Genomic DNA, 22,196 nt, shown 5'->3' on the forward strand with positions numbered 1-22,196 from the left:
GCGTCGCCATGATGCCGCACCGGTGTCTGCCACAGTGCCGCACCTGTGGCTTGCGCATCACCTCGTCAGCAAGGTGGAGAAGACCGGACGCTTACGGGCTTACGACTTCGTCGAGGAACGCACCCATGACGGACGCAAGTTCCGCATCCTTACCATTATCGACGAGGCGAGCAGGGAGTGCCTGGCACTCGTCGTCGCGCGCCAGCTCAAACACGAAGACGTACTGGCAGCGCTGGCCGAGTTGTTCATCGAGCGTGGTCCGCCCGCGCATATCAGGTCGGACAATGGCAGCGAGTTCATCGCCGCCGCCGTCCAGACCTGGCTCAGGCAGATCGGCGTGAAGACGCTCTACATCGCCCCGGGCTCGCCATGGGAGAACGGCTACAACGAGAGCTTCAACGGCTCGCTGCGGGATGAGCTGCTGAACGGCGAGATCTTCTACACCCTCGCTGAAGCCAGGGTGCTGATCGAGGCGTGGCGGCGTCACTACAACACTGTCCGACCGCACAGCAGCCTCGGCTATCGACCACCCGCCCCGGAAGCGGCGACACCGCCATTGCCGGCCTCCGGTTCCGCTTCGCTCCACCTCCGACCGGCAATGGCGGCGGAGACGACAATGCACTAACTATCAACCCGGACCACCCGGTGGGGGCTGCTCATAATCACCACTCCTCGGCGGTCACCCCCTTTCCCTCAAACGATCGAATTTCGGGAAGCTTGCTACTGCGCTATAAGCATATGCGAGCGGCAAGAGAGCAGGACCAGAATCGCTCGACCCATTCCGTGATGCTGCTATGACGTTCCTAGTAAACGATCTGGCGGCCTATGCCGATTATCTGCCGACGATCGGCGCTACCATCGTGCGCGCCATCCAACAGGTGCCAAACGGGCGTAACATGCTGGTGCAGCACCCCGCGCGTGCGGAACTGGCTGCTCGACAGTGCCACCATGACTGGCAGCACCGTCCTCAGCAGCCATTCCTCCACTTGCCCTTGACCGGATCAGGCGATTGGGCGCAACGGTCGGTGGAAAATTCGGCTGACTTTCGAGCAGTCAGGCGTTGATGATGACCTTGATCGCCTTCTCCCGTGCCGCGTTGCCGAACACCTCATAGGCGTGGAGAATGTCATCCATCGCGAAGCGGTGGGTGACGAGCCTTGCCGGATCGAGTTTTCCGCTACTCAAGGTCTTGAGCAGCATCGGAGTGGTGCTGGTGCAGACTAGACCCATCGATATGTTGATGTTCTTGATCCAGAGTTCCTCGATGTGCAGTTCGACGGGCTTGCCGTGCACTCCGACGTTAGCGATGTTGCCGCCAGCCGACACGATCTTCTGACATATGTCGAACGTGGCCGGAACGCCAACCGCTTCGATCGCAACGTCGACGCCCAGGCTGCCGGTCATTTCCAGAACCCGGGCGACGGCATCCTCCGCGCCCACCTGGATGGTATCGGTCGCGCCGAACTGCCGCGCAAGCGCAAGGCGGGAGGGGTCCATGTCGATCATGATGATCCGCCCCGGTGAATAGAATTGCGCGGTCAGGAGGATCGACATGCCGACCGGCCCGGCGCCGACAATCGCGATGGTGTCGCCCGGCTTCACCCCGCCCGCCTGGACGCCAATCTCCAAACCGGTCGGCATGATGTCGGACAGCATCACCAGCGCCTCCTCGTCGGCCCCCGCAGGCACCGGATACAGCGAGTTGTCGCCATGCGGGATGCGGACATACTCCGCCTGGGTACCGTCGATCAGGTGACCGAGGATCCAGCCGCCGTCGGCGCAATGCGCGTAGAGCTGACGCTTGCAATTGGCGCACTTCCCGCAGGACGTCACGCAGGAGACAAGCACGGTATCGCCCGGTTTGAAGTTCTCCACGGCGGAACCCACCGCCTCGACGACGCCGACACCCTCATGCCCGAGCGTACGACCTTCGGTGACCGCGGGCACGTCGCCCTTGAGGATGTGCAGGTCGGTTCCGCAGATCGTCGTCCTGGTGATCTTGACGATCACGTCGGTCGGCTTCTGCACCTCGGGCTTCGCCTTTTCGATCCAGTCCTTCTTTCCAGGACCCTGATATACGAGTGCTTTCATGGTCTTCCTCTGCCTTGTGCTGATAGCGCACCTGAAATCCGGCCAGCGTGTCGCGCTGTCGGATCATTGCCGCCGGCTGGCACCATGGTTAGCCGGTTTTAGGAAGAATGAGCATTTCACAAGTCACTTTCAACTACTTGTTTTCGGAACAAAGTGGTCGAAACCGGCAGCCAAGTGCAGCGGATCGGAATCCGCCTGTGTCGTTGTGACCGTCAGCGCGAACGTGCGCCGACCAGCGTCTGTGTCGGCGTCTCGCCGAACCGGGCGCGATAGCGCGTCGCCATCACACCCAGATTGACATATCCCCAGGACCGCGCGATCGCCGATGCGCTTTGCCCGGCAGGTGCCTCCAGCAACGCCTGCCGCAAGCCGTCGAGACGCCGGTCACCAAGATACTCATGCGGCCTGACCCCACGGAAGCGTCGGAAGCCTTCGGAAAGGCTGCGCGCGCTGATGCCCAGTCGCCCTGCGATGTCGGCGATCGAGGGAGCCTCCCGTGCATGATCGCTCATCAGCCGTTCGGCTTCGCGCACGTAATAAGGCGCAGCCGCCCGCGCCCCGACTTCGAGCGAGAGTTCGGCTTCCCGCGCCCAGTTGTGCAGCAGTTCAAGGCATAGTGCCTCCTCGATGCGCTGTTCGATCACGGAATGGGCGATACCGTCGTGACGCGCCTCCAGCGAGCGCGTGGCATAGTCTACCAGCGAGAGCCAAGCCGACTGACGCCGCCCAAATACCAGTCGCCGACGCCACAGGCTATCGTCCGGCACGAAACCATACCAGCGCGCGGCGACCGCCTCGATCAGGGCATGTGGAATCGTAAGATTGAGCTGGAGATCATGTCCGTCCGCGATGTTCCAATAGTCGATCCGGCTGCAATCGACCACGTAGCTGTCGCCGGAGCGTGTGTCTGCGACGGCGTTGCCATCGAGCGGATGGCGCAGCCCGCCCCGCAACGTATTGACGACGATGATGTTGCCGGCAGCGGGGTCAAAGTCCTCCGCCCTGGTCGGCGTTCCAAAGCAGAAGCGGCTGAATTTGATGCGGCCGATCCTTAACATCCGGATCGTGGCATCGGGATCAGAGCCTCGAATCAACGGTTTTGCGGACAGGCGCGTATAGGTGTCCTCGCAAAAAGCGTTGACGACGTTCCAGTCGCGCGAACTCGTGACCTTGCCGTTTAAAAGCGGCTTGCCATTCGTGTCTACGAGCAGCGCGGCATCCAGCATGGTCTTCTCCTATGACCTCCTTTATAGCACGATCGATTGCCAGCGAAGGTGTTGTCACAGCGTAGCGCGTGCGGTCACAAAAATGCACCTGGTCGATTGCAACAACCGGGCGGTACGGTCACGTCGTGCATAGCGCTGACCACGGCGTCGATAGCGCCACTGCCCAGCCTCATAAATCGGCCTGTAAGAAACGGAACGCAGTATCGTGCATAGGTGGCTACTTGGCCTCCTCGATTGGGATCGAATTGCGGGAATCGAAATCGCTTCTCGAAACTCGTCGGCTACGAGAATTGGGACAGTGGCGACGGTGATTGACATCGCACGGTGAGCATGGCTGATTAAGCGTATGGGGATGGCGATCTCCCCACGAGGCGTCAGCCAGAGAATCGCGTCCAGCACGAACACGCAAGGGACGCGTCATGCCTGCTCCAAACGCTATAACACCGGACAAACTTGCCCGCCTTGTCGCATCGCCCAGCGCGCCGCGTATCATCGATCTGCGCGACGGACCGACAGAAGCCATTCCGGGATCACTGTTTCCAGTTCTCCTTGATCCGACCCAATGGGGATATGCCTCCGGGTCATCAGCGGTCCTCATCGACACCGATGGTAGTGGTCTGGCAGTTGCAGCGGCCGCCATTCTTCGCAGCGAGGGTGTAGCGGCCGAAGTCTTGGACGGCGGGTTCGCCGCATGGGCGGCAAGCGGGTTGCCTACCGTTTCCCTGGTCCATCTGCCGCCACGACATGACGATGGCCAAACATGGTGGGTCACACGAGCGCGGCCCAAGGTCGATCGCATCGCCTGTCCCTGGCTGATCCGACGGTTCGTCGATCCGCAGGCCCGCTTCTTGTTCGTCGCGCCCGGTGACGTGCTGACCGTCGCCAAGCAACAACAGGCCGAGCCGTTCGACGTCGCGGACGAAGGCGTATTCTGGAGCCATCGCGGCGAGCGTTGCACCTTCGACATCATGGTCGAGGCCTTCGGCCTCGACGCGCACGAACCGCTGGTCCGCCTCGCGACGATCGTGCGGGGCGCCGATACCGATCGGCTCGACCTTGTGCCCGAGGCTGCTGGACTGCTCGCCATCTCGCTTGGCCTGTCGCGTATCCACAGTGACGATCACGCCCAGCTCGAAGCCGGCATGGCGGTATACGATGCGCTCTATCGCTGGTGCCGTGACGCGCAGGGCGAGAAGCACAACTGGTCCTCGCATCAGCCGGCGCGCGGGAAGGTGTCGTCATGACCGCGGTGACAGCCGACGTCGCGACGCCGACGCGCCCGGAACCGGTCACGCTCGGCCAGGCCTTCTGGGTCTGGCTGCGCATCGCGATGCTCTCGTTCGGCGGTCCTGCCGGACAGATCGCGGTAATGCACCGCATCCTCGTCGACGAAAAACGCTGGATCGGGGAGCAGCGGTTCCTGCACGCCCTCAACTATTGCATGTTGCTGCCAGGGCCAGAGGCGCAACAGCTCGCCACATACATCGGCTGGCTGATGCACCGGACGAAGGGCGGCATCGTCGCCGGCGTGCTGTTCGTTATTCCCGGCGCGGTCGCGATCATGGCGCTGAGCTGGGTCTATGTCCTCTACGGTCGCGTCGGTATCGTCTCGGCGCTGTTCTTCGGCCTCAAGTGCGCGGTATTGGCCGTCGTGCTTCAGGCGGTCGTGCGGATCGGCGGACGGGCGCTCAAGTCGACGCCGGCAAGGGCGCTTGCCGCGCTGGCGTTCGTCCTGATCTTCTTCGCCGGCGCGCCGTTTCCGCTGATCGTGCTGGGTGCCGGCCTCATCGGATGGTGGTCGACCCGGCAAGGCAGCACGGCCTTCAGGGGCGGAGGGCACGGCGCGTCCAAGGGCACGATCGTAGCCGACGCGGATACACTACTCGGCGAAGAGCTGCCCGCCCATGCCCGGCCGACATGGGCTGAGACGGTCCGCACAGCGCTGGTCTGGCTGGCTCTCTGGCTCGTGCCGGTCGCGGCGCTGTTGATCGCGCTCGGTCCCGATGACGTGTTCAGCCGCATCGCGACCTTCTTCTCGACGATGGCGATGGTGACGTTCGGCGGGGCCTATGCCGTCCTCGCCTATGTCGCGCAGCAGGCGGTCGAGAATTATGGCTGGCTGGGGCCGAAGGAGATGCTGGACGGTCTTGGCATTGCGGAGACGACGCCTGGGCCGCTCATCATGGTCCTGCAATTCGTCGGCTTCCTCGGCGCCTATCGCGGGTCCACCGGGCTGTCCCCGCTGTTGGCTGGGACGCTCGGCGGGCTGCTCGCGACCTGGGTAACGTTCGTGCCGTGTTTCCTGTGGATCTTCCTCGGTGCGCCCTTCATCGAGCGACTGCGCGGTAACGCTGCCGTCGCGGGCGCGCTGTCGGCGATCACCGCGGCGGTCGTGGGCGTCGTACTCAACCTCGCGGTGTGGTTCGCGCTGCATACGCTGTTTCGCGAAACGACGATGGTGGCAGCAGGGCCGTTCCGCTTCGATGCGCCGGTGCTGACCAGCATCGATCCGGCCGCCTTCGTCCTCTCGCTGGGCGCAGCCTACGCGATCTTCATGACGCGGGCGGGGGTCATCACGACCCTGCTGGCGACGTCGGCTGTGGGGCTGGCGCTTTATGGGCTTGGGGTAATCCGATGAATAGCGGAGAGAAGTCGATGGATGCGATCGATCGTCGTGCGGCGCTGGGTCTGGGGATCGCAGCGGGTGCCGCCTCGTTGGGCGGGCCTGTGGCCGCACAAGCTCCTGCCAACCCGGCGCCAGCCTTCACGCCCCGGCCGCTACCGTTCGATGCAGCAACGCTTCCCGGGCTGTCCGCCAAGCTGCTGACCAGCCACCACGACAACAACTATATTGGTGCGGTCAAGCGCCTCGGAGCGATCAAGGCCGAGTTTGCCAGGCTCGACCCGATGACGGCACCGGGCTTCACGCTCAACGGGCTGAAGCGTGAGGAGCTGATCGCCTGGAACTCGATGATCCTGCACGAAATCTATTTCGCGGGCTTGGGCGGTGCTTCGCGGCCGGGCGCACGGCTTTCGCAGGCGATCGAACGCGACTTCGGCAGCCATGCGCGCTGGGCGGCCGAGTTTACCGGCATGGGCAAGGCGCTGGCTGCCGGGTCGGGATGGGTATTGCTCACCTGGAGCGAACGGGACGGGCGTCTGACGAACCAATGGGCTGCCGATCATACGATGACGCTGGCAGGGGGAACGCCGCTTCTGGCGCTCGACATGTACGAACACGCCTATGCGATCGACTATGGCGCGAAGGCCGGCGATTACGTTGATACGTACATGAAGGTGCTGAGCTGGGATGCTGCCAGTCGCCGGTTCGAGCGACTGGCGGCACCGATCTAGGCAAGGACTGGTTCGGCCACCTTGCGGCGTCGCTGAAAACGCGACGCCCATGCGGTGATCGCCGGCAGCACCAGCAGCGTCAGCGCGGTCGACGTGATGAGGCCGCCGATGACGACCGTGGCGAGCGGGCGCTGCACCTCCGCACCCGTGCCGGTGGCGAGCGCCATCGGTACGAAGCCGAGCGACGCAACCAGCGCCGTCATCAGAACCGGACGAACCCGCTCCATCGCACCATCGGCGATAGCCCGATCATCGTCCTCGCCTTCCTCGCGGTGCTTGCGGATCGCGCCCATCATGACGAGGCCGTTGAGGACCGCGACGCCCGACAACGCGATGAACCCGACTGCGGCAGTGATCGAGAAGGGAATGCCGCGCAGCAGCAGGGCGAAGACGCCGCCCGCGAGCGCCATCGGCACCGCGGAGAAGACGATCAGCGCGGGGATGAAGCCGCCAAGCGCCATGTAGAGCAGCGCATAGATCGCCAAGAAGCAGATCGGCACCACCAGCATCAGGCGAAGCCGCGCCGATTGCAGACTCTCGAAGGTGCCGCCCCAACCGGTATACATGCCGGCAGGAAGCGGCATCGCATCAATGCGGGCTTCGGCTTCCTTGACGAAGCCGCCAAGGTCGCGTCCACGCACATTGACCTGAACGGTCATCATGCGCTTGCCGTTCTCGCGGCTGATCTGATTCAACCCTTGCGTATAATTGAACCGCGCCACCTCGCGCAGCGGGATCGAGCGCGCGGTCTGTCCCTCGGGCGTCGGCAGCATGACCGGGATCGCGCCCAGCGTATCGATGTCGTCACGCTGCGCGTCGGGCAGGCGCACCACCACCGAGAAGCGCCGATCGCCCTCGAATAACAGCCCGGCTTCCCGGCCGCCCAGCGCGGCCGAGACGGTGTTCGCCACCTCCTCGACCGAGAGGCCAAGCCGTCCGGCAGCCTGGCGGTCGATCTGCACGTCGAAGGTGGGGGCGCCGTCCGTCTGCTCGACGCTGACGTCGCCCGCGCCCGGGATGGTGCGCACCGCATTGGCGATCTTCTGGGCCTGTGCGGTCATTGCATCGAGGTCGTCGCCATAGAGCTTGATCGCCACGTCGGCGCGGACGCCGGCGATCAGCTCGTTGAAGCGCATCTGGATCGGCTGCTGGATTTCGGTCCGGTTGCCGATGACCCCCTTCATCCGCTCCTCGATGCGGGCGATGATATCCTCCTTGGTCTTTACCTCCGCCGGCCATTCGCTTTCCGGCTTGGGAATGACATAGGTGTCCGACGAGTTGGGCGGCATGGGATCGGTGCCGAGGTCGGCGTTGCCGTTCTTGGAGAAGACCAGCGCCACCTCCGGCAGCGTCTTCAACGCATCCTCGATCCGCATCTGCATCTGCGTCGACTGGTCGATCGAGGCCGAGGGCACGCGGAAGTTGGTGACGGTGATGTCCTTCTCGTCGAGCTGCGGCATGAACTCCTCGCCGAGGAAGCCGAAGCAGAACACCGCCGCGACGAACACGCCGGCACCGGCCGTGATGAAGGGCAACGGTCGGGCGATCGCCTTGCCCAGCAGCGGCGCATACCGCTCCTTGAACCAGCGGATCGGCTTCACCTCCGTTTCGCTGACCCGGCCCTTGATAAGGATCACGATCATCGCCGGCACGAAGGTCAGCGACAGGACGAAGGCGCAGGCCAGCGCGATCATCAGCGTCGTCGCCATCGGCGAGAACGTCTTTCCCTCGACGCCCTGGAACGTGAGCAGCGGGACGAAGACGAGGAAGATGATAAGCTGGCCGAAGACGGTCGGCCGGATCATCTCCTTCGCCGATGCGGCGGTCGTCTCAAGGCGCTCGTCCAGCGTCAGCAGGCGGTTCTCGGCGTGCTGGCGCTCGGCGAGGTGGCGCAGCGCATTCTCGACGATGATGACCGCCCCGTCGACGATCAGGCCGAAGTCGAGCGCGCCCAGGCTCATCAGATTGCCGGATACGCCCAGCGCATTCATGCCCGATGCCGTCATCAGCATCGTGATCGGAATGACCGCGGCGGTGATGAGCGCGGCGCGGACGTTGCCGAGCAACAGGAACAGGACGACGATGACGAGCAACGCGCCCTCGATCAGGTTTTTCTCGACCGTCGCGATCGTCGCGTTGACCAGCTTCGAGCGGTTATAGACGGGTTCGGCGAATACATCGGGCGGCAGCGTCCGGTTGACCTGTTCCAGCTTCTCTCCGACCGCGGTCGCGACGATGCGGCTGTTCTCGCCTACCAGCATCAGCACGGTCGAGATGACCGCCTCCGATCCCATGCGGCTGCCCGACCCGGTGCGGACCGCACCACCGATCATCACTTGCCCGACGTCCTTGACCCGCACGGGCACGCCGTTGCGGGTGGCGACGACCGCCTCCTGGATGTCCTCGATCGACTTCAGGCGGGCATCGGCGCGAACCAGAAAGCTCTCGCCGGCGCGGCGCACATAGTTCGAGCCTGCCGAGACGTTCGCCCGCTCCATCGCATCGGCCAGCTCGGTGATCGAGATGCCGTAGGAGGCGAGCGCATTGAGGTTGGGTTCGATCAGATACTGTTTGACATAACCGCCATTGGAATCGACCCCGGCAACGCCCTTCACGTTGCGCATCTGCGGCCGGATGATCCAGTCCTGCACCGTGCGCAGATAGGCAGCCTTGGCGAGTTCGGTGGTCAGCCGCTCGCCCTCCGGCGTCAGATAGCTGCCGTCCGACTGCCAGCCCGGCTGACCATCGACCGTCTTCACGCCCTTGCCGTCCGGGTGACGGAAGGCGATCGAGTAGAAGAAGATCTCGCCGAGGCCGGTGCTGAGCGGCGCGAGGTTGGGTTGCACGCCTGCCGGCAGGCTGTCCTTCGCCTGGGCGAGCCGTTCCGTGACCTGCGCCCTCGCGAAGTAGATGCTGGTCGCGTCGGTGAAGACCGCCGTCACCTGGCTGAAGCCGTTGCGCGAGAAGGAGCGCGTCATCTCCAGCCCGGGGATGCCCGCCAATGCCGTCTCGACGGGGAACGTCACCTGCTTTTCGACATCGACCGGGCCGAGCGAGGGGACGAAGGTGCTGATCTGCACCTGACGGTTGGTGACGTCTGGCACCGCGTCGATCGGCAGCTTGGTGATCTGCCATGCCCCGAACGCGACGACGACGAGGGTCAGGAACGCGACCAGCCATCGGAGGCGAACCGATGTCGAAAGGATGCGCTCGATCATTCCTCGCCTCCCACGTTCTTTTCGAGTTCGGCCTTGATGAGGAAGGCGTTGGTCGTGGCGATCTGCGTGCCCGCGCTAATACCTTCGGCAACGGCGACCATGCCGCCAGAGCGGTTGGCAATGCGGATAGGCTGCGCCTTGAACCCCTGCGGCGTCCGGACAAACACCACCGTCCTATCGCCCAGCGTCTGCACGGCATCCTGTGGGACCATGACGCCGCCCTTGGTCGCACCGCCGCTGGCCAGGATGCGCGCCTGGACGAGCTGTCCGGGTGCGAGCGTGCTGGTGCCGGCGGTCGGCGTCACCACGATCGTCGCGGTGCGCGACTGCGGATCAACGACGCCTGTTGCGGCACGGACCCGGCCTTCAATGGTGCGGCCATCACTGGTGCTCAGCTCGACCCGATCGCCGGTGCGGACCCGCATGGCATCGGCCGGGGGCACGTTGGCGGTGATCTGGAATCGACGCGGATCGGCGACCCGGAACAGCTCGGTTTCCGCCGCGACATACTGGCCGAGATTGGCAGCAGCAGCAGTCACACGGCCGGCGATCGGGCTGATGATCGCCACGGAGCGTCCGTCGCCGGTAACACGCGCGGCGCCTGCCGCGGCGCTGGCACGGCGCGCGTCGGCCTGAGCCACCGCGAGGTTGGCCTGTGCGGCCTCGTAGTCGGCACGGGGACTGACGCCCTGTGCGAGCAAGGTCCGTTCGCGCGCGAGCTGGCGCTGGGCGAGCGTCACGCGCGCCGATGCCGATGAACGGTCGGCCGCGATCTGCGAGGCGTCCCGGCTTTCGACCAGGGCGAGTGTCTGGCCTGCCCGGACAGGATCGCCGATCCGCGAGAAGATGCGCGTGATCGTCCCCGGTGCGCGGGCCGTCAGCAACGCTTCCGCGTCCGGTGTGGCCTCAACCGTCGCGGAGGCGATGACAGCAGCATCCAGCTCGCCTGAAGCGGCAGGGGCGACGGTGATCTGCGACGTCGCAATAGCTTGCGGCGTGATGACCAGCCTGTCGTTCGACGCTGCCGGTGTGGCGGCTTCTGTCGGGGCCGGTGTCGGAACAGGTGCCTGGGTGAGGCGTGCGACGCCGAAACCGAGCGCGGCAGCCGCGACCAGCCCGATGGCGGCCCCGGCATAGAGACGATGTTTTCCGGTCATTGGACCGCTTCTCCGGTGATGCTGAGGCCCGACAGGCGGGCAAGGTTGGCGCGGGCGTCGAGACGCGCGATGTCGGCGTCGAGGATGACGCCTCGGGCGGCGCCGAGATTGTGACGGGCGGCAAGCAGTTCGATCAGCGGTGCCTTGCCCGCCTCATAGGCGATACGTGCAAGGCGATACGCCTCCTCGGCGGTCCGCATCGTTCGCTGTGCGGCTACCGCGCGCGTATCGGCGGCCTGCACGAGGACGAAAGCGGCCCGCGCGCCGGTCTCCGCTTCGAGCCGCGCCGCTGCGGCGCGGGCTTCGGCTCCCTGAAGATCGGCACGGGCTGCATCGATATTGCCCCGGTTGCGATCGAAGAACGGCAGCGGCACCGATACCCCGGCGACGACGGCGGGGCCGCTGGCGACGCGAAGCTGGCGAACGCCAAGCTGCGCCGTGATGTTGGGAACAGCAAGCCGTTGCTGTACCGTAACGGCTCTTGCAGCTGCCTCCCGTTCCGCTTCCGCGACCTTGACCGTCGTTGCCTGCATCGGATCGACCGGTCCGCTCGACGGTCGCGCGTTCATCCGATCGAGCAGGGATTCCCCAACCCCGGTGAACGTCGTCGGGGAACCTGCCAAGCCTGAAAGCCGCGCGAGCGCCGCTGTCTTCTGGGCACGCGCGACTTCAAGATCGGCTTCGAGGGTCGCGAGTTCGGTTTCCGCCTGAAGCTGGCGCAACCGTGCTTCCTTGCCGGCACCGACAAGGGCGCGAGCGACCTTCAGGTCGGCGGTCGCCTCCTCCACCTCGTCCTCGGCGAGCGCGATCCGGCGTTCCGCTACCTCGGCACTCGCATAGGCGCGCGCCAGTTCAGTGGCGAAGAGCAGACGGCCATCGCGGTTCCGTGCTTGCGCCGCGGCGATGCCCGCCTCCCCGGCCGCGATCCGGGCGGAACGCTTGCCCCCCAGCTCAATCGGCTGATCGATCTGGAAGGTGGTCTGCTGCTGATTGCGCGCGTTGTTCTGCAAGTCGCCGGCGAAGTTCTCGGCGTAGACGTTGATGAAGGGATTGGGCCGCGCGCGCGCCTGTTCGGCAAGGCCTTGCGCGCGGGCCACGTCCGCATCGAGGGCGGTCACGCGCGGAGCCGTCTGCGCCTGACGCAGGAGCTGGGCGAAGGGTGGTGCCGTCTGCGCACCGGCCGTGCCGATGGGGCACAGCATTACGAGCATACCGGCCAGCGCAAGCCTGCGCTGCCGGCGACTGGGGCCGTTCATGATCTTCTTCCTGCAAAGGTGAGCTTGGTGGCGCGGTTGGCGCCGGTGCCGGCTCAGGCTCGTGGAGGTCGAAGAAACTCTGCGGGGTCGATCCCTCCGGGCAGACGAGCGGTGCCGATCATCCATTGCCGGTCGGCAACGAGGATCATCCGCTCGGACGGGAGCGCCCCGTCAAACGCTACCCAATGCCCTGTCGCGTGCGCCAACACATGGATCGGTGCATCGGGATCGGATTTCTCGGGCGTATCGTGGCTATGCTCGATCACTGACGCATGGATCGCATCGTCGTCATGGACGATCGCATTGTGCCACCCCGACAGGCCGATCAGGCCGAGCATGGCGACGAGCGCCAGCACGGCGCCCAGCAGCGCGGATCGAGGATGACGCATAGGCATTCTGCCGAAACTACGCTGACCGCCTGTAACGGACAAGCGCATCACCGGTTCGGCCACTTCGGATGACGGCGATCGATCACGAAAGCATGATCGCCCTTGGCGTGCTCTGCGTGGTGGGGATCGTCGGCGGGTAGATCGGCATGGTCATGCGGAATGACGTCCGGATCATGCGCCGGCCATAGGCGAAGCGCCGCGACGACGCCGATCGCGGACAGCGCCGCCATGCCGACGAAGGCCGCGCTCATGCTGACGCGAGCGCCCAACTGTCCGACGAGCGGATAGCAGATCAGCCAGCACACATGGCTGAGTGCGAACTGCGCCGCGAACAGGGCGGGCCGGTCCTCGGCATTGGCCGATCGGCGAAGAAGTCGTCCGGACGGCGTGAGGCTTGCGGAGTAGGCGACGCCCATGACCAGCCAGCCCGCCAGCAGGACGTGCCAATAGGCAGCGCCCGGCGTCATCGTCGCGCTGATCGCGGCGAGCGCCGCGAGCGTGATCGTCAGCACGGCAGCGGCGACGATCATCACCGTGCGATCGGCGATCCTGTCCAATACCCGCGGCAGGGTCAGCGCCGCGGTGATCGAGCCGCCTCCGAAGGCGGCGAGCGTCAGTGCGACATCGCGCTGGCTCAGGCCCAGGCCCTTCACGATGACGACGGTGTTGACGATGACCATCGCGCTCGCGGCAGCGGCGCTGAGCGTCAGGGCCAGCAGTCCGCGCAGGCGCGGCGTCCTGAGGTAGATGCGCGTTCCCCGCGTCGTTTTGTCGTAAATGCCGCCCTGATCCTCGACTGGTGCGGGCCGGGGCAGGACCGTCGAGACGACGAGCAGCGCCGAAGCGATGAAGCCGATCGCCGTGCCCGAGAACAACCAGTGATAGCTCATCACCGTCAGCAGGCCGGCCGCAAGGATGGGGCTGGTCAGGCTCTCCATGTCATAGGCGAGACGCGACAGCGACAGGGCGCGGGTATAGTCACGCTCATCCGGCAAAACGTCCGCGATGGTCGCCTGAAACGTCGGCGTGAACGCGGCCGACGCCGATTGCAGGACGAAGATCAGGACATAGACCTGCCAGACCTGGTTCACGAACGGCAGGCAGATCGCCACGGCCGCGCGGATCGCATCCATGCTGACAAGCAACGCCCGCCGGGGTACGCGGTTGGCGAACGCTCCGGCGATCGGGGCGACGCCGATATAGGCGACCATCTTGATCGCGAGCGCCGTGCCCAGCACGGCCCCGGCGCTGCCACCAGCGATGTCATAAGCCAGCAGTCCCAGCGCAACGGTCGCAAGTCCCGTCCCGATCAATGCGATGATCTGGGCGAGAAACAGATGACGGTAAGTCCGGTTTGCCAGGACGCTGAGCATGGACGCCTCATATCCCCCTAGGGGGATGCCGTCTATCCCCCTGGGGGGATACTCGACAACATCGGTGCCGGCATCCTACATTGAGGGCATGTCTCATAACGCGCACTCCAGCCACCCGGCGATCATCAAGCGCCTGAACCGCGCAGCGGGTCATCTGCGCAGCATCGTCGGGATGATCGAGGAAGAGCGGCCATGCGTCGACATCGCCCAGCAGCTCCAGGCCGTCGAAAGCGCGATTGCCAGCGCCAAGCGCGCGCTCATCAACGACCATATTGACCACTGCCTCGTTCATGCCGAGGAAGGTGAAGGGACGAAGGTTGCGGTCGAGCAGTTTCGGGCGATTTCGAAATACTGGTGACGCGGCACTCCGCTTTCCCGATTGGGAAGGTTCAGGGAGACGGCTGACGGTCGCAAGGCGCACCGGACGGTAGGGAAATAGCCGTTTTCCCAAAATATGTTCCCGATTGCTCCTTCCCGAAATGGCCGGTTGGAGACGGAGAAATGGGACGATCCCGCCCGTGCAATGAACCCGCCTTTAGCATCCGCCCGGAGCGGATAATGTGAGCAGCCATGTCCGATTGCGAGCAGCCCCGGATGATGGCGAGCACGCTGGCAGATAATTCGAGCAGGATGCCACCCGCCAGTGGCAGAGAGCGTGAGCAGAAAACCGGCTGTTTGCGAGCAGACGCCGCTACGATTGCAAGCGCCTACAACTAGATATCGTCGCCGAGCGCGCCCTTCACCGAGCCCTTGACGTCCTGCCCGGTGCCCTTGGTCTGCTGCGCCTCGCCCTCATCCGCCAGCTGCTCGTTATCGGTCGCGTTGCCGATCGCTTCCTTGGCGCTGCCCACGAGCTTGTTGCCCGCCGCTTTCGCCTTGTCAGTGAACTCGCCCATCGTGTGACTCCTCTTCAACACAACATCAGACAATCGCGCAGAGGCGTCGCCAGGTTCCGGTTTCAGCCACCGGCGCTGCCGGACGGCCCTGGGTGCAATGGAGAGGAGCGAGAGGGGGGAGGCTGAGCTGCCGGACGGGCAGCGATCCTGACGGAGTTTCCTCGATGACCGACCTTCTCGATCTGGCCGCACGGCCTGCCGTCATCCCTGCGCATGTCGCCGCGCACCGGCTGCTCCCCGTCGTCGCGGGCAATGCTCCCGTTACGCGCCGCGACCTCAATAGTGCGATGACGGCCGCATTTGGCGGCAGCGACGCCGAGGGGTGCTGGACCCAGCGCGACAGCTTCGAGATGCTGGAACATGCCGTCGCGCTGCATCTTGCGGCGGCGTCCTGGTCGATGACGTCGCTGATCGATGTCGCCCACGCATCGGCGCTGATGGAGCGGCTGCCCACCCAGACCGTCCGCAGCGAGGAACAGATCGACTTCCAGCAATTCTCGACGCCGGCCGATATCGCTGCGATCGTGGTGTTGCTGGCGGCGATCGACGCCGAAGACGTCGTGCTGGAACCCAGCGCCGGCAACGGCCTCCTCGCGGCGCAGATGCCGGCTTACGCGGCGTTGCAGCTCAATGAGATCGATCCGCGACGCCGCGCGCGGCTTGCCGACATCTTTCCTTCAGCCACCATCACCGGGCATGACGGCGCCGCGCTGGTCAGCCATCATGCGGATCTACCCCAACCCTCGGTCATCGTCATGAACCCGCCCTTTTCCCGCAGCGTCGGGCGGGGCGTCGACGACCTCGCAGCAGTGCGCCACCTCCAGGCCGCGCTGCGCCGCGTCCGCAAAGGCGGCCGCGTCGTCGCGATCATGCCTGACTGGTTCGCACCCTCGGCCAGGATGCAAAAGGCGTTCGATACCGTGCTGACCGGCGTGACGGTCCGCACCTCGATCCGGCTCGAGCATTGCTACAGGAAGCACGGCACCGATATCGCGGTCCGGCTCTACGTCATCGACAAGGCCGCAGGCGGCGCGCCTCCCGTCACCATCCAGCGCGCATCGGTTGCCGACCTGGTGCCGGCGCTGAGCGTGCCGCCACGGCTCGCACTCGCCGATACCCCGAAACTCACCTTTCGCGCGCCGGTCCCCGGCGTCTCGATGTTCGGCGCAGCGCGCGTCACCCGATCCGCGCCGCCACGCCCGGTCCACGCTCCGCGGCGCAACGACGTGCTGCCGGTCGGTTATGCCGCGCTGGACACACCGGCACCGCTTGGCGATCAGGCCGGCGTCTATCTGCCCTACCGCCCAAGCCGGATCGCCTTCACGGCCGCCGGCGAGCATCCGACCGCGCTGGTTGAATCTGTTGCGATGGGATCAATCCCGATGCCGGTCCCGACCCATGTTCCGTCCCTGCCCGAACGCACGGTCACCGAACGGCTGCTATCGGCCTCCCAGCTCGAGACCGTCGTCTATGCCGGCCACGCCTGGACCCGGATGCTGCCCGGCAGATTCCGCCCCGACAAGGAAGGCGTCGGCCTCGCGCTCGATACCGACGACGGCCGCCAGTACCGGCAGGGCTTCTTCCTCGGCGACGGCACCGGCGCCGGCAAGGGGCGGCAGGTCGCGGCGTGCATCCTCGACAATTGGCTGTCGGGCAGACGCCGCCACATCTGGGTCAGTAAGAACGAGCCGCTGCTCGATGACGCGCGGCGTGACTGGACCGCGCTTGGCGGTCTCACCGGCGACGTGCAGCCGCTCTCCAACTGGAAGATCGATCAGCCCATCACGCTCGACGAGGGCGTGTTGTTCGTCAGCTATCCGACGCTGCGCTCCGCTCGAGCCGACAGCACCCGCCTCCAGCAGATCCTCGATTGGGCCGGTCCCGACTTCGACGGGGTGATCGCCTTTGACGAGGCACATGAGATGGGCGGTGTCGCGGGCGGCGAAGGCGCGCTTGGCAAGACCGAAGGGTCGCAGCAGGGCATTTGCGGCGTCCTGCTCCAGAACCACCTACCGCTCGCCCGCGTCCTGTACGCCTCGGCGACGGGCGCGTCCGACGTCAACAACCTCGCCTATGCGGTGCGGCTCGGCCTGTGGGGACCCGAAACCGCCTTTGCCGACCGCACCGCGTTCATCAGCCAGATCCGACAGGGCGGCATCGCCGCGATGGAACTGGTGGCGCGCGACCTGAAGGCGCTCGGCCTCTACATCGCCCGCGCGCTGAGCTTCGCCGGGGTCGAATATGACGTGCTGCGCCATACGCTCACCCCCGAACAGATTGCGATCTACGACCAATATGCTCAGGGTTGGGAGATCATCCATCGGAACATGGAAGAGGCGCTGGCGCTGACCGGGGTGGTCGACAGTCTCGATGGCTCCACCCTCAACAGCGGCGCAAAGGCATCGGCACGCAGCCGTCTGGAATCGACCAAGCAGCGCTTCTTCGGCCAGGTGCTGCTCGCGATGAAGCTGCCGACCGTCATCGCCGCGGTCGAGGAGCATCTGAAGGCCGGTCAGTCGGTCGTTCTCCAACTGGTCACCACGGCCGAAGCCATCCTCGACCGCCGGCTCTCGAGCCTGACGCCGGAAGAACGCGCCGACCTCGACATCTCGCTCAGCCCGGTCGAATATGTCGTCGACTATCTGATGCGCGCTTTCCCGACGCAGCAGCAGGAGAATTATTCCGACGATAGCGGAAATGTCCGGTCGCGGCCGATGCGCGACGAGCATGGCAATCCGGTTCACAACCCAGATGCGGAAGCCGCGCGCGATGCCCTGATCGAGCAATTGTGCGCGCTACCCCCGATCCAGTCGGGCCTCGATGCCGTCATCGACCGCTTCGGCACCGATGCGGTCGCCGAGGTGACCGGACGGACCCGACGGCTCGTGACCGGCGCCGACGGGCGCCAGAAGATCGAGAGCCGCACCGCGCGCTCAGGGCAGGCGGACAGCGCCGCCTTCATGGCCGGGGCCAAGCGCATCCTGATCTTCTCCGATGCCGGCGGCACCGGCCGCTCCTACCATGCAAGTCTCGACGCGGTGAACCGCGAGCAGCGCGTCCACTTCCTGCTGGAGCCGGGCTGGCGCGCCGATCGCGCGATCCAGGGGCTGGGACGCACCCACCGCACGCATCAGGCATCGACCCCGCTGTTCCGCCCCGTCACGACCGACTGCAAGGGCGAGCTGCGGTTCACCTCGACGATAGCGCGGCGGCTCGACAGCCTTGGCGCGCTCACCCGCGGTCAGCGGCAGACAGGTGGCCAGAACCTGTTCGATCCGGCCGACAATCTCGAGAGCGACTATGCCAAGGATGCGCTGGTTACCTGGTTCCACCTCCTGAACCGCGGCAAGCTGACCAGCATCTCGCTCGACGACTTCACCCGCCGCACGGGCCTCGAACTTCACGACAGCGACGGCGTGCTCAAGGATGATCTTCCTCCGATCCCGCGGTGGCTCAACCGCCTGCTGGCGCTGCCGATCGCGTTGCAGAACGCGATCTTTGAGGAGTTCCTGACGCTGGTCGAGACCCGCGTTGCCGCCGCCCGCCAGGCCGGTACGCTCGATGTCGGCGTCGAGACGATCATGGTCGAGCGCGCGGCGCTGATCGATGATGTCGTGCTGCGCACCGATCCGCGCAGCGGCGCGACCTCACACCTCCTCACCATCGAAACCGAGCGAAGGAAGAACCCGCTCACGCTCGAACGCGTTCTCGACTTCGCCCGCTGGGACGACACTGCCCGCTTCGTGCGCAACGCCAAGTCCGAACGCGTCGCGTTGATGAGCAAGGCACGCGCCTGGATGGACGATGACGGGCTGCCGATCGCGCGGCTCGAACTCCAGCGGCCGTGCCGGCGCGAGTATCTGCGCGAGGCCGAACTTGGCGAAACCGCATGGGAAGTGATCGACCACGATACGTTCGCGACGCTCTGGGAAATCGAAGTCACCGAGGCGCTGGTTACCCCTGAGATCGAGACGATCCGGCTCGCAACGGGGCTACTGCTGCCGATCTGGTCGGCGCTGCCCTCCGACCATATGGCGGTCAATCGCATCGTCGATAATGCCGGCAATAGCTGGCTCGGCCGGCTCGTCTTCGACACCCATGTCGCACAACTCTATACCAAGCTGGGACTGGTGACCCCCGATGACCTCCCGGTCGATGCGATCGCGCGCTCGGTGCTGTCGGGTCGCAGCGTCGAGGTGACCCGCCCGTTCGCGATGACGCTCAAACGCTCGCTCGTGAACGGCAATTCGCGTGTCGAGATCGTGGATGCGCCGGCGACCCAGCTTCCCTGGCTGAAGTCGCTTGGCTGCTTCACCGAGATCATCTCGTACAAGACCCGCGTGTTCGTGCCCGCCAACGATGCCGAAACCGTGCTGGCCCGGATCCTCAAGGTTGCTTGAGCGGCACTGCCGGAGTCGTGCTGGGCGCAGGCGGGTGTTCGCCCTGGACCGCTATGATAGGACACCGCCATGGAACGGGAAATCACACACGCCTGCGGTCACGTCGCCACACACCAGGTCTATGGACTATCGACGTTCGACACCGAACGCGAGGCCACCAAACTTGCCCGCCGCAAATGCAAGGCATGCTACACGGAGGTGTCAGCCGCCAGGGCGGAGGCGGCCCTCGCAGGGGTCGCCGACCTTGGTCTCCCCGATCTTATCGGCAGCCAACGCCAAGTGGCATGGGCGACGACCATCCGGGCCGAGAAGCTCGCCGTGCTGCGCACGGCATCGCCGGACAGCATCGAGCGCCTGACAATGATGACGGATGCCAAATGGTGGATCGATCGTCGAGGGGAGAAGCCTGCCGCATTGGCAAAGGACTGACGACAGCCGGTGCCCTGATGCACGGGTTCCCGGGTCAATCCCGGGATCAGGGAGGGAAGGGGGAGGAGTTCTTGTGTCCGGGATTTGGTCCGGGCGCGAGAAGGAGTGTCCTCCATGACCATTCAGAGCGTGAAGCTGGCGAAGCTGGTGCTGTCGCCGATCAACGTCCGCCAGGCGGGCGAGGATTTTATCGAGCAACTGGCCGCTGACATTGCGGCGCGCGGGCTCATCCAGAACCTGATCGTGACGCCGGCGAAAAAGCCGCGCGGCACCTTCGCGGTCATCGCCGGCAGCCGGCGCCTGCGCGCGCTCGAACTGCTGGCACAACGCGGCGACATCGATGCCGCGTCCTATGACGTGCCTGTGCTGGTGTTGTCGGGCAGCGATGCCTTGCTGTCGGAAACCTCGCTTGCCGAGAACTTCCAGAAGCTGGCGATGAACCCGGCCGACGAATGCCGCGCGTTTCAGCATTTCATGGGCACGGGCGGGGATATCGACGGCGTGGCCAGGCGCTTCGGCATCACGCGCCGCTTCGTGGAAGGGCGGCTGCGCCTCGCCGATCTGGCCGAGCCGATCTTCACCGCGCTCGCCGAACGGCGGATCAGCCTCGATATCGCCAAGGCGTATGCCTCGACGGCGAGCCAGGACCGCCAGCTGATGGTGTGGCAGGCCTATGGCAACCAGAGCTACCAGAGCGCGGACTCGATCCGGCGGATTATCGCCAACGAGACGATGAAGTCGAGCGAACCTGTTGCGCGCTACGTCGGCGAGGCTGCCTATGTCGCGGCCGGGGGCAAGGTCGAGAACGATCTGTTCAGCGACGACGGCGATCGCTGGGTCGATCCCGGCATCGCGCAGACACTGGCGGCCGCGAAGCTGGAAGCCGAGGCGCTGCGCCTGGGCGAGGAACAGGGGCTGGCCTGGGTCCGCCCGATCGCCGGCACCAGCACCTGGGAAGCGGCGCGCGACCTGCATCGCATCCACCTCCCGACGCTCCCGCTGACGCTCGAGCAGGCCGAACGGCTCGATACGATCGCGACGCGGCTCGAGGAAATCGAGGACGCGATGCAGGGCGTCGAGGGTGACGAGGACGAGGCGACCTATGCCGCGCTCGAGGAAGAGCATGAGACGCTCTCGGACGAGGCGCAGGAGATCCACGACCGCCCGCAGATCCTGCCCGACGAACTGAAGCAGAAGGTCGGCACCTTCCTGCTGCTCGGCCGCGACGGCACCACCACGCTCGACACGACCTATTATAGCGAAACCCCGATCCGGGTCGTCGCGATCGAGCCCGACGCCGATGGCGATGAAGACAAAGCCGGCGAGGATGGCGGTGAACGCGCACCCCGGGGTTTCCACATCGAGGAGGGTCCGGTGACGACGGGGCGGTCGGCCGCGGCGCCGGTCGCGCCCGAGGCCGAGGCTCCCGGTGGCAAGGCGCTCAGCCAGGTACTGTACGACCAGCTCACGGTGCAGCGGCGCGACGTGCTGGCGGCCTCGATCCTCGCCAATCCCGCGCTGGCGCTCGACTATCTGCTGTTCGCGATGATCGACGGGCGGGTGAACATGCTCTCGCACAGCGGCACCACGATCCGGGCGAGCCACCCGCAGGATCCGATGCTGGCAAAGAGCGTGCCGGCGACCCGTGCGCGCGACTATCTGGCTGAAGCCTATGACGGGCTGGATGCGTCGTGGACGGAGGCTTGCGACAAGTCGAGCAGCGGAGCAGCGACGATCGGGCGGTTCGAGGCGTTCCGGGCACTTGGCGACGAGGCGAAGACCGCGTGGCTGGCGTGGATCGTGGCGGCATCCTTCGAGGCAAAGGACGGCTACACGGCGAAGCAGAACGCGCTGCAGAACCGGCTTGCCACGATCCTCGACATCGATGTGGCAACCTGGTGGCGGCCGACGGCGGAGAACTTCTTCGACCGGGTGTCGAAGGGCGTGCTCCTGTCGCTGCTCGATGAGGTTGGCGGACCGGCGCTGTCGGCTCGCCATGCCAGCCAGAAGAAGCCCGAGATCGCGGCAAGCTGCGAGAAGCTGTTCGCCGGCGAAGCGATCGTCGAGGCCGAGGTGAAGGCTGCGGCGCTTGCCTGGGTGCCGAACGCGATGCGCTTCCTCGACCAGGCCGACGATGCTGACACCGGGAACAACGACGACGCCGATGCGGGCTTTGCCGACCTGATCGTGTCGCAGGATCCCGGCATCGATGACGATGACGATGCCGGTGACGATATCGGGGACGACATCGATATCGCCGACCTCATCGGCAACGATCCCGACGATGACGCGGCGAACATCAACGACGCCGCCAATGACGAGATCGAGATCGTCGCGGCCGAATGACCGGCACACGGCATCGCCGGCAGTGCGCAACTGCCGGCGATGCTGTTTCGACACCTGCGCC

The 22,196-nt window shown here is 65.6% G+C and carries 16 protein-coding genes; 8 read left to right on the plus strand and 8 right to left on the minus strand.

The genetic code is table 11. The annotated features are described in order from the left end of the window. On the plus strand, positions 1-625 hold a 625-nt coding region (locus GGQ96_RS16220; RefSeq protein ID WP_246360682.1), incomplete at its 5' end, for an IS3 family transposase. Between the two features lie 428 nt (positions 626-1,053). On the opposite strand, the gene GGQ96_RS16225 is transcribed toward GGQ96_RS16220, so the two are convergent. Continuing rightward, positions 1,054-2,028 carry a zinc-dependent alcohol dehydrogenase family protein gene (locus GGQ96_RS16225; protein ID WP_343059092.1) on the minus strand — a complete coding sequence of 325 codons (975 nt, stop codon included), beginning with the start codon at positions 2,026-2,028 and terminating at the stop codon, positions 1,054-1,056. Positions 2,029-2,303: 275 nt separating this feature from the next. Then, a complete protein-coding gene (locus tag GGQ96_RS16230; protein ID WP_107327974.1) occupies positions 2,304-3,317 on the minus strand; it encodes an AraC family transcriptional regulator in 1,014 nt (337 codons plus the stop codon). A 419-nt stretch (positions 3,318-3,736) separates the two neighbouring features. On the opposite strand from GGQ96_RS16230, the gene GGQ96_RS16235 reads away from it, so the two are divergent. The 3 genes from GGQ96_RS16235 to GGQ96_RS16245 are packed head-to-tail and all read left to right on the plus strand — an operon-like array spanning position 3,737 to position 6,671. Then, positions 3,737-4,561, plus strand: coding sequence for a chromate resistance protein ChrB domain-containing protein (locus tag GGQ96_RS16235; protein ID WP_126013732.1), 825 nt, complete (start codon positions 3,737-3,739; stop codon positions 4,559-4,561). Beyond that, complete coding sequence (gene chrA, locus GGQ96_RS16240; RefSeq protein WP_126013730.1) at positions 4,558-5,955, plus strand: chromate efflux transporter; 1,398 nt, start codon at positions 4,558-4,560, stop codon at positions 5,953-5,955. Before GGQ96_RS16235 ends, chrA begins: the two co-directional genes overlap by 4 nt. A 17-nt stretch (positions 5,956-5,972) precedes the next feature. Beyond that, a complete protein-coding gene (locus tag GGQ96_RS16245; RefSeq protein ID WP_116463011.1) occupies positions 5,973-6,671 on the plus strand; it encodes a superoxide dismutase in 699 nt (232 codons plus the stop codon). On the opposite strand, the gene GGQ96_RS16250 is transcribed toward GGQ96_RS16245, so the two are convergent. Genes GGQ96_RS16250 through GGQ96_RS16270 form a run of 5 tightly spaced genes read right to left on the minus strand, consistent with a single transcriptional unit; the run spans position 6,668 to position 14,064 of the window. Further along, complete coding sequence (locus GGQ96_RS16250) at positions 6,668-9,889, minus strand: efflux RND transporter permease subunit (protein WP_116463010.1); 3,222 nt, start codon at positions 9,887-9,889, stop codon at positions 6,668-6,670. The genes GGQ96_RS16245 and GGQ96_RS16250 overlap by 4 nt on opposite strands. Beyond that, positions 9,886-11,046 carry an efflux RND transporter periplasmic adaptor subunit gene (locus tag GGQ96_RS16255; protein WP_116463009.1) on the minus strand — a complete coding sequence of 387 codons (1,161 nt, stop codon included), beginning with the start codon at positions 11,044-11,046 and terminating at the stop codon, positions 9,886-9,888. Before GGQ96_RS16255 ends, GGQ96_RS16250 begins: the two co-directional genes overlap by 4 nt. Then, positions 11,043-12,302 (minus strand): TolC family protein, encoded by a 1,260-nt coding sequence (locus tag GGQ96_RS16260; RefSeq protein ID WP_116463008.1) that lies wholly within the window; start codon positions 12,300-12,302, stop codon positions 11,043-11,045. Before GGQ96_RS16260 ends, GGQ96_RS16255 begins: the two co-directional genes overlap by 4 nt. 53 nt (positions 12,303-12,355) lie before the next feature. Continuing rightward, positions 12,356-12,691, minus strand: a complete 336-nt coding sequence (locus GGQ96_RS16265; protein WP_126013726.1) for a hypothetical protein — start codon at positions 12,689-12,691, stop codon at positions 12,356-12,358. A 47-nt stretch (positions 12,692-12,738) separates the two neighbouring features. Further along, positions 12,739-14,064 carry an MFS transporter gene (locus GGQ96_RS16270; protein WP_116463006.1) on the minus strand — a complete coding sequence of 442 codons (1,326 nt, stop codon included), beginning with the start codon at positions 14,062-14,064 and terminating at the stop codon, positions 12,739-12,741. An 88-nt stretch (positions 14,065-14,152) separates the two neighbouring features. Here GGQ96_RS16270 and GGQ96_RS16275 point away from each other — a divergent pair, with 88 nt between their 5' ends. Beyond that, positions 14,153-14,422 carry a metal-sensing transcriptional repressor gene (locus tag GGQ96_RS16275; protein WP_116463005.1) on the plus strand — a complete coding sequence of 90 codons (270 nt, stop codon included), beginning with the start codon at positions 14,153-14,155 and terminating at the stop codon, positions 14,420-14,422. A 355-nt stretch (positions 14,423-14,777) separates the two neighbouring features. Here the strand turns inward: GGQ96_RS16275 and GGQ96_RS16280 are convergent, their stop codons facing one another. Continuing rightward, on the minus strand, positions 14,778-14,960 hold the full coding sequence (locus tag GGQ96_RS16280; RefSeq protein ID WP_018250462.1) for a CsbD family protein: 183 nt from the start codon (positions 14,958-14,960) through the stop codon (positions 14,778-14,780). A 164-nt stretch (positions 14,961-15,124) separates the two neighbouring features. Here GGQ96_RS16280 and GGQ96_RS16285 point away from each other — a divergent pair, with 164 nt between their 5' ends. The 3 genes from GGQ96_RS16285 (at position 15,125) to GGQ96_RS16295 (ending at position 22,135) form a co-directional block, all read left to right on the plus strand. Further along, a complete protein-coding gene (locus tag GGQ96_RS16285; RefSeq protein WP_184116614.1) occupies positions 15,125-19,360 on the plus strand; it encodes a strawberry notch family protein in 4,236 nt (1,411 codons plus the stop codon). Positions 19,361-19,429: 69 nt separating this feature from the next. After that, positions 19,430-19,789 (plus strand): hypothetical protein, encoded by a 360-nt coding sequence (locus GGQ96_RS16290; protein ID WP_018250460.1) that lies wholly within the window; start codon positions 19,430-19,432, stop codon positions 19,787-19,789. A 114-nt stretch (positions 19,790-19,903) separates the two neighbouring features. Next, positions 19,904-22,135, plus strand: a complete 2,232-nt coding sequence (locus GGQ96_RS16295) for a ParB/RepB/Spo0J family partition protein (protein ID WP_018250459.1) — start codon at positions 19,904-19,906, stop codon at positions 22,133-22,135. Positions 22,136-22,196 lie beyond the last annotated feature (61 nt).

The organism is Sphingomonas abaci, from assembly GCF_014199625.1.
Classification (GTDB): Bacteria; Pseudomonadota; Alphaproteobacteria; order Sphingomonadales; family Sphingomonadaceae; genus Sphingomonas; species Sphingomonas abaci.

Excerpts from the sequence above, each read along its gene's own strand:
- GGQ96_RS16295 (WP_018250459.1), top strand. The coding sequence starts at position 19,904 with ATGACCATTCAGAGCGTGAAGCTGGCGAAGCTGGTGCTGTCGCCGATC.
- GGQ96_RS16270 (WP_116463006.1), bottom strand. The coding sequence starts at position 14,064 with ATGCTCAGCGTCCTGGCAAACCGGACTTACCGTCATCTGTTTCTCGCC.
- GGQ96_RS16245 (WP_116463011.1), top strand. The coding sequence starts at position 5,973 with ATGGATGCGATCGATCGTCGTGCGGCGCTGGGTCTGGGGATCGCAGCG.
- chrA (WP_126013730.1), top strand. The coding sequence starts at position 4,558 with ATGACCGCGGTGACAGCCGACGTCGCGACGCCGACGCGCCCGGAACCG.
- GGQ96_RS16230 (WP_107327974.1), bottom strand. The coding sequence starts at position 3,317 with ATGCTGGATGCCGCGCTGCTCGTAGACACGAATGGCAAGCCGCTTTTA.
- GGQ96_RS16235 (WP_126013732.1), top strand. The coding sequence starts at position 3,737 with ATGCCTGCTCCAAACGCTATAACACCGGACAAACTTGCCCGCCTTGTC.
- GGQ96_RS16275 (WP_116463005.1), top strand. The coding sequence starts at position 14,153 with ATGTCTCATAACGCGCACTCCAGCCACCCGGCGATCATCAAGCGCCTG.
- GGQ96_RS16255 (WP_116463009.1), bottom strand. The coding sequence starts at position 11,046 with ATGACCGGAAAACATCGTCTCTATGCCGGGGCCGCCATCGGGCTGGTC.
- GGQ96_RS16260 (WP_116463008.1), bottom strand. The coding sequence starts at position 12,302 with ATGAACGGCCCCAGTCGCCGGCAGCGCAGGCTTGCGCTGGCCGGTATG.
- GGQ96_RS16280 (WP_018250462.1), bottom strand. The coding sequence starts at position 14,960 with ATGGGCGAGTTCACTGACAAGGCGAAAGCGGCGGGCAACAAGCTCGTG.
- GGQ96_RS16250 (WP_116463010.1), bottom strand. The coding sequence starts at position 9,889 with ATGATCGAGCGCATCCTTTCGACATCGGTTCGCCTCCGATGGCTGGTC.
- GGQ96_RS16290 (WP_018250460.1), top strand. The coding sequence starts at position 19,430 with ATGGAACGGGAAATCACACACGCCTGCGGTCACGTCGCCACACACCAG.
- GGQ96_RS16285 (WP_184116614.1), top strand. The coding sequence starts at position 15,125 with ATGACCGACCTTCTCGATCTGGCCGCACGGCCTGCCGTCATCCCTGCG.
- GGQ96_RS16265 (WP_126013726.1), bottom strand. The coding sequence starts at position 12,691 with ATGCGTCATCCTCGATCCGCGCTGCTGGGCGCCGTGCTGGCGCTCGTC.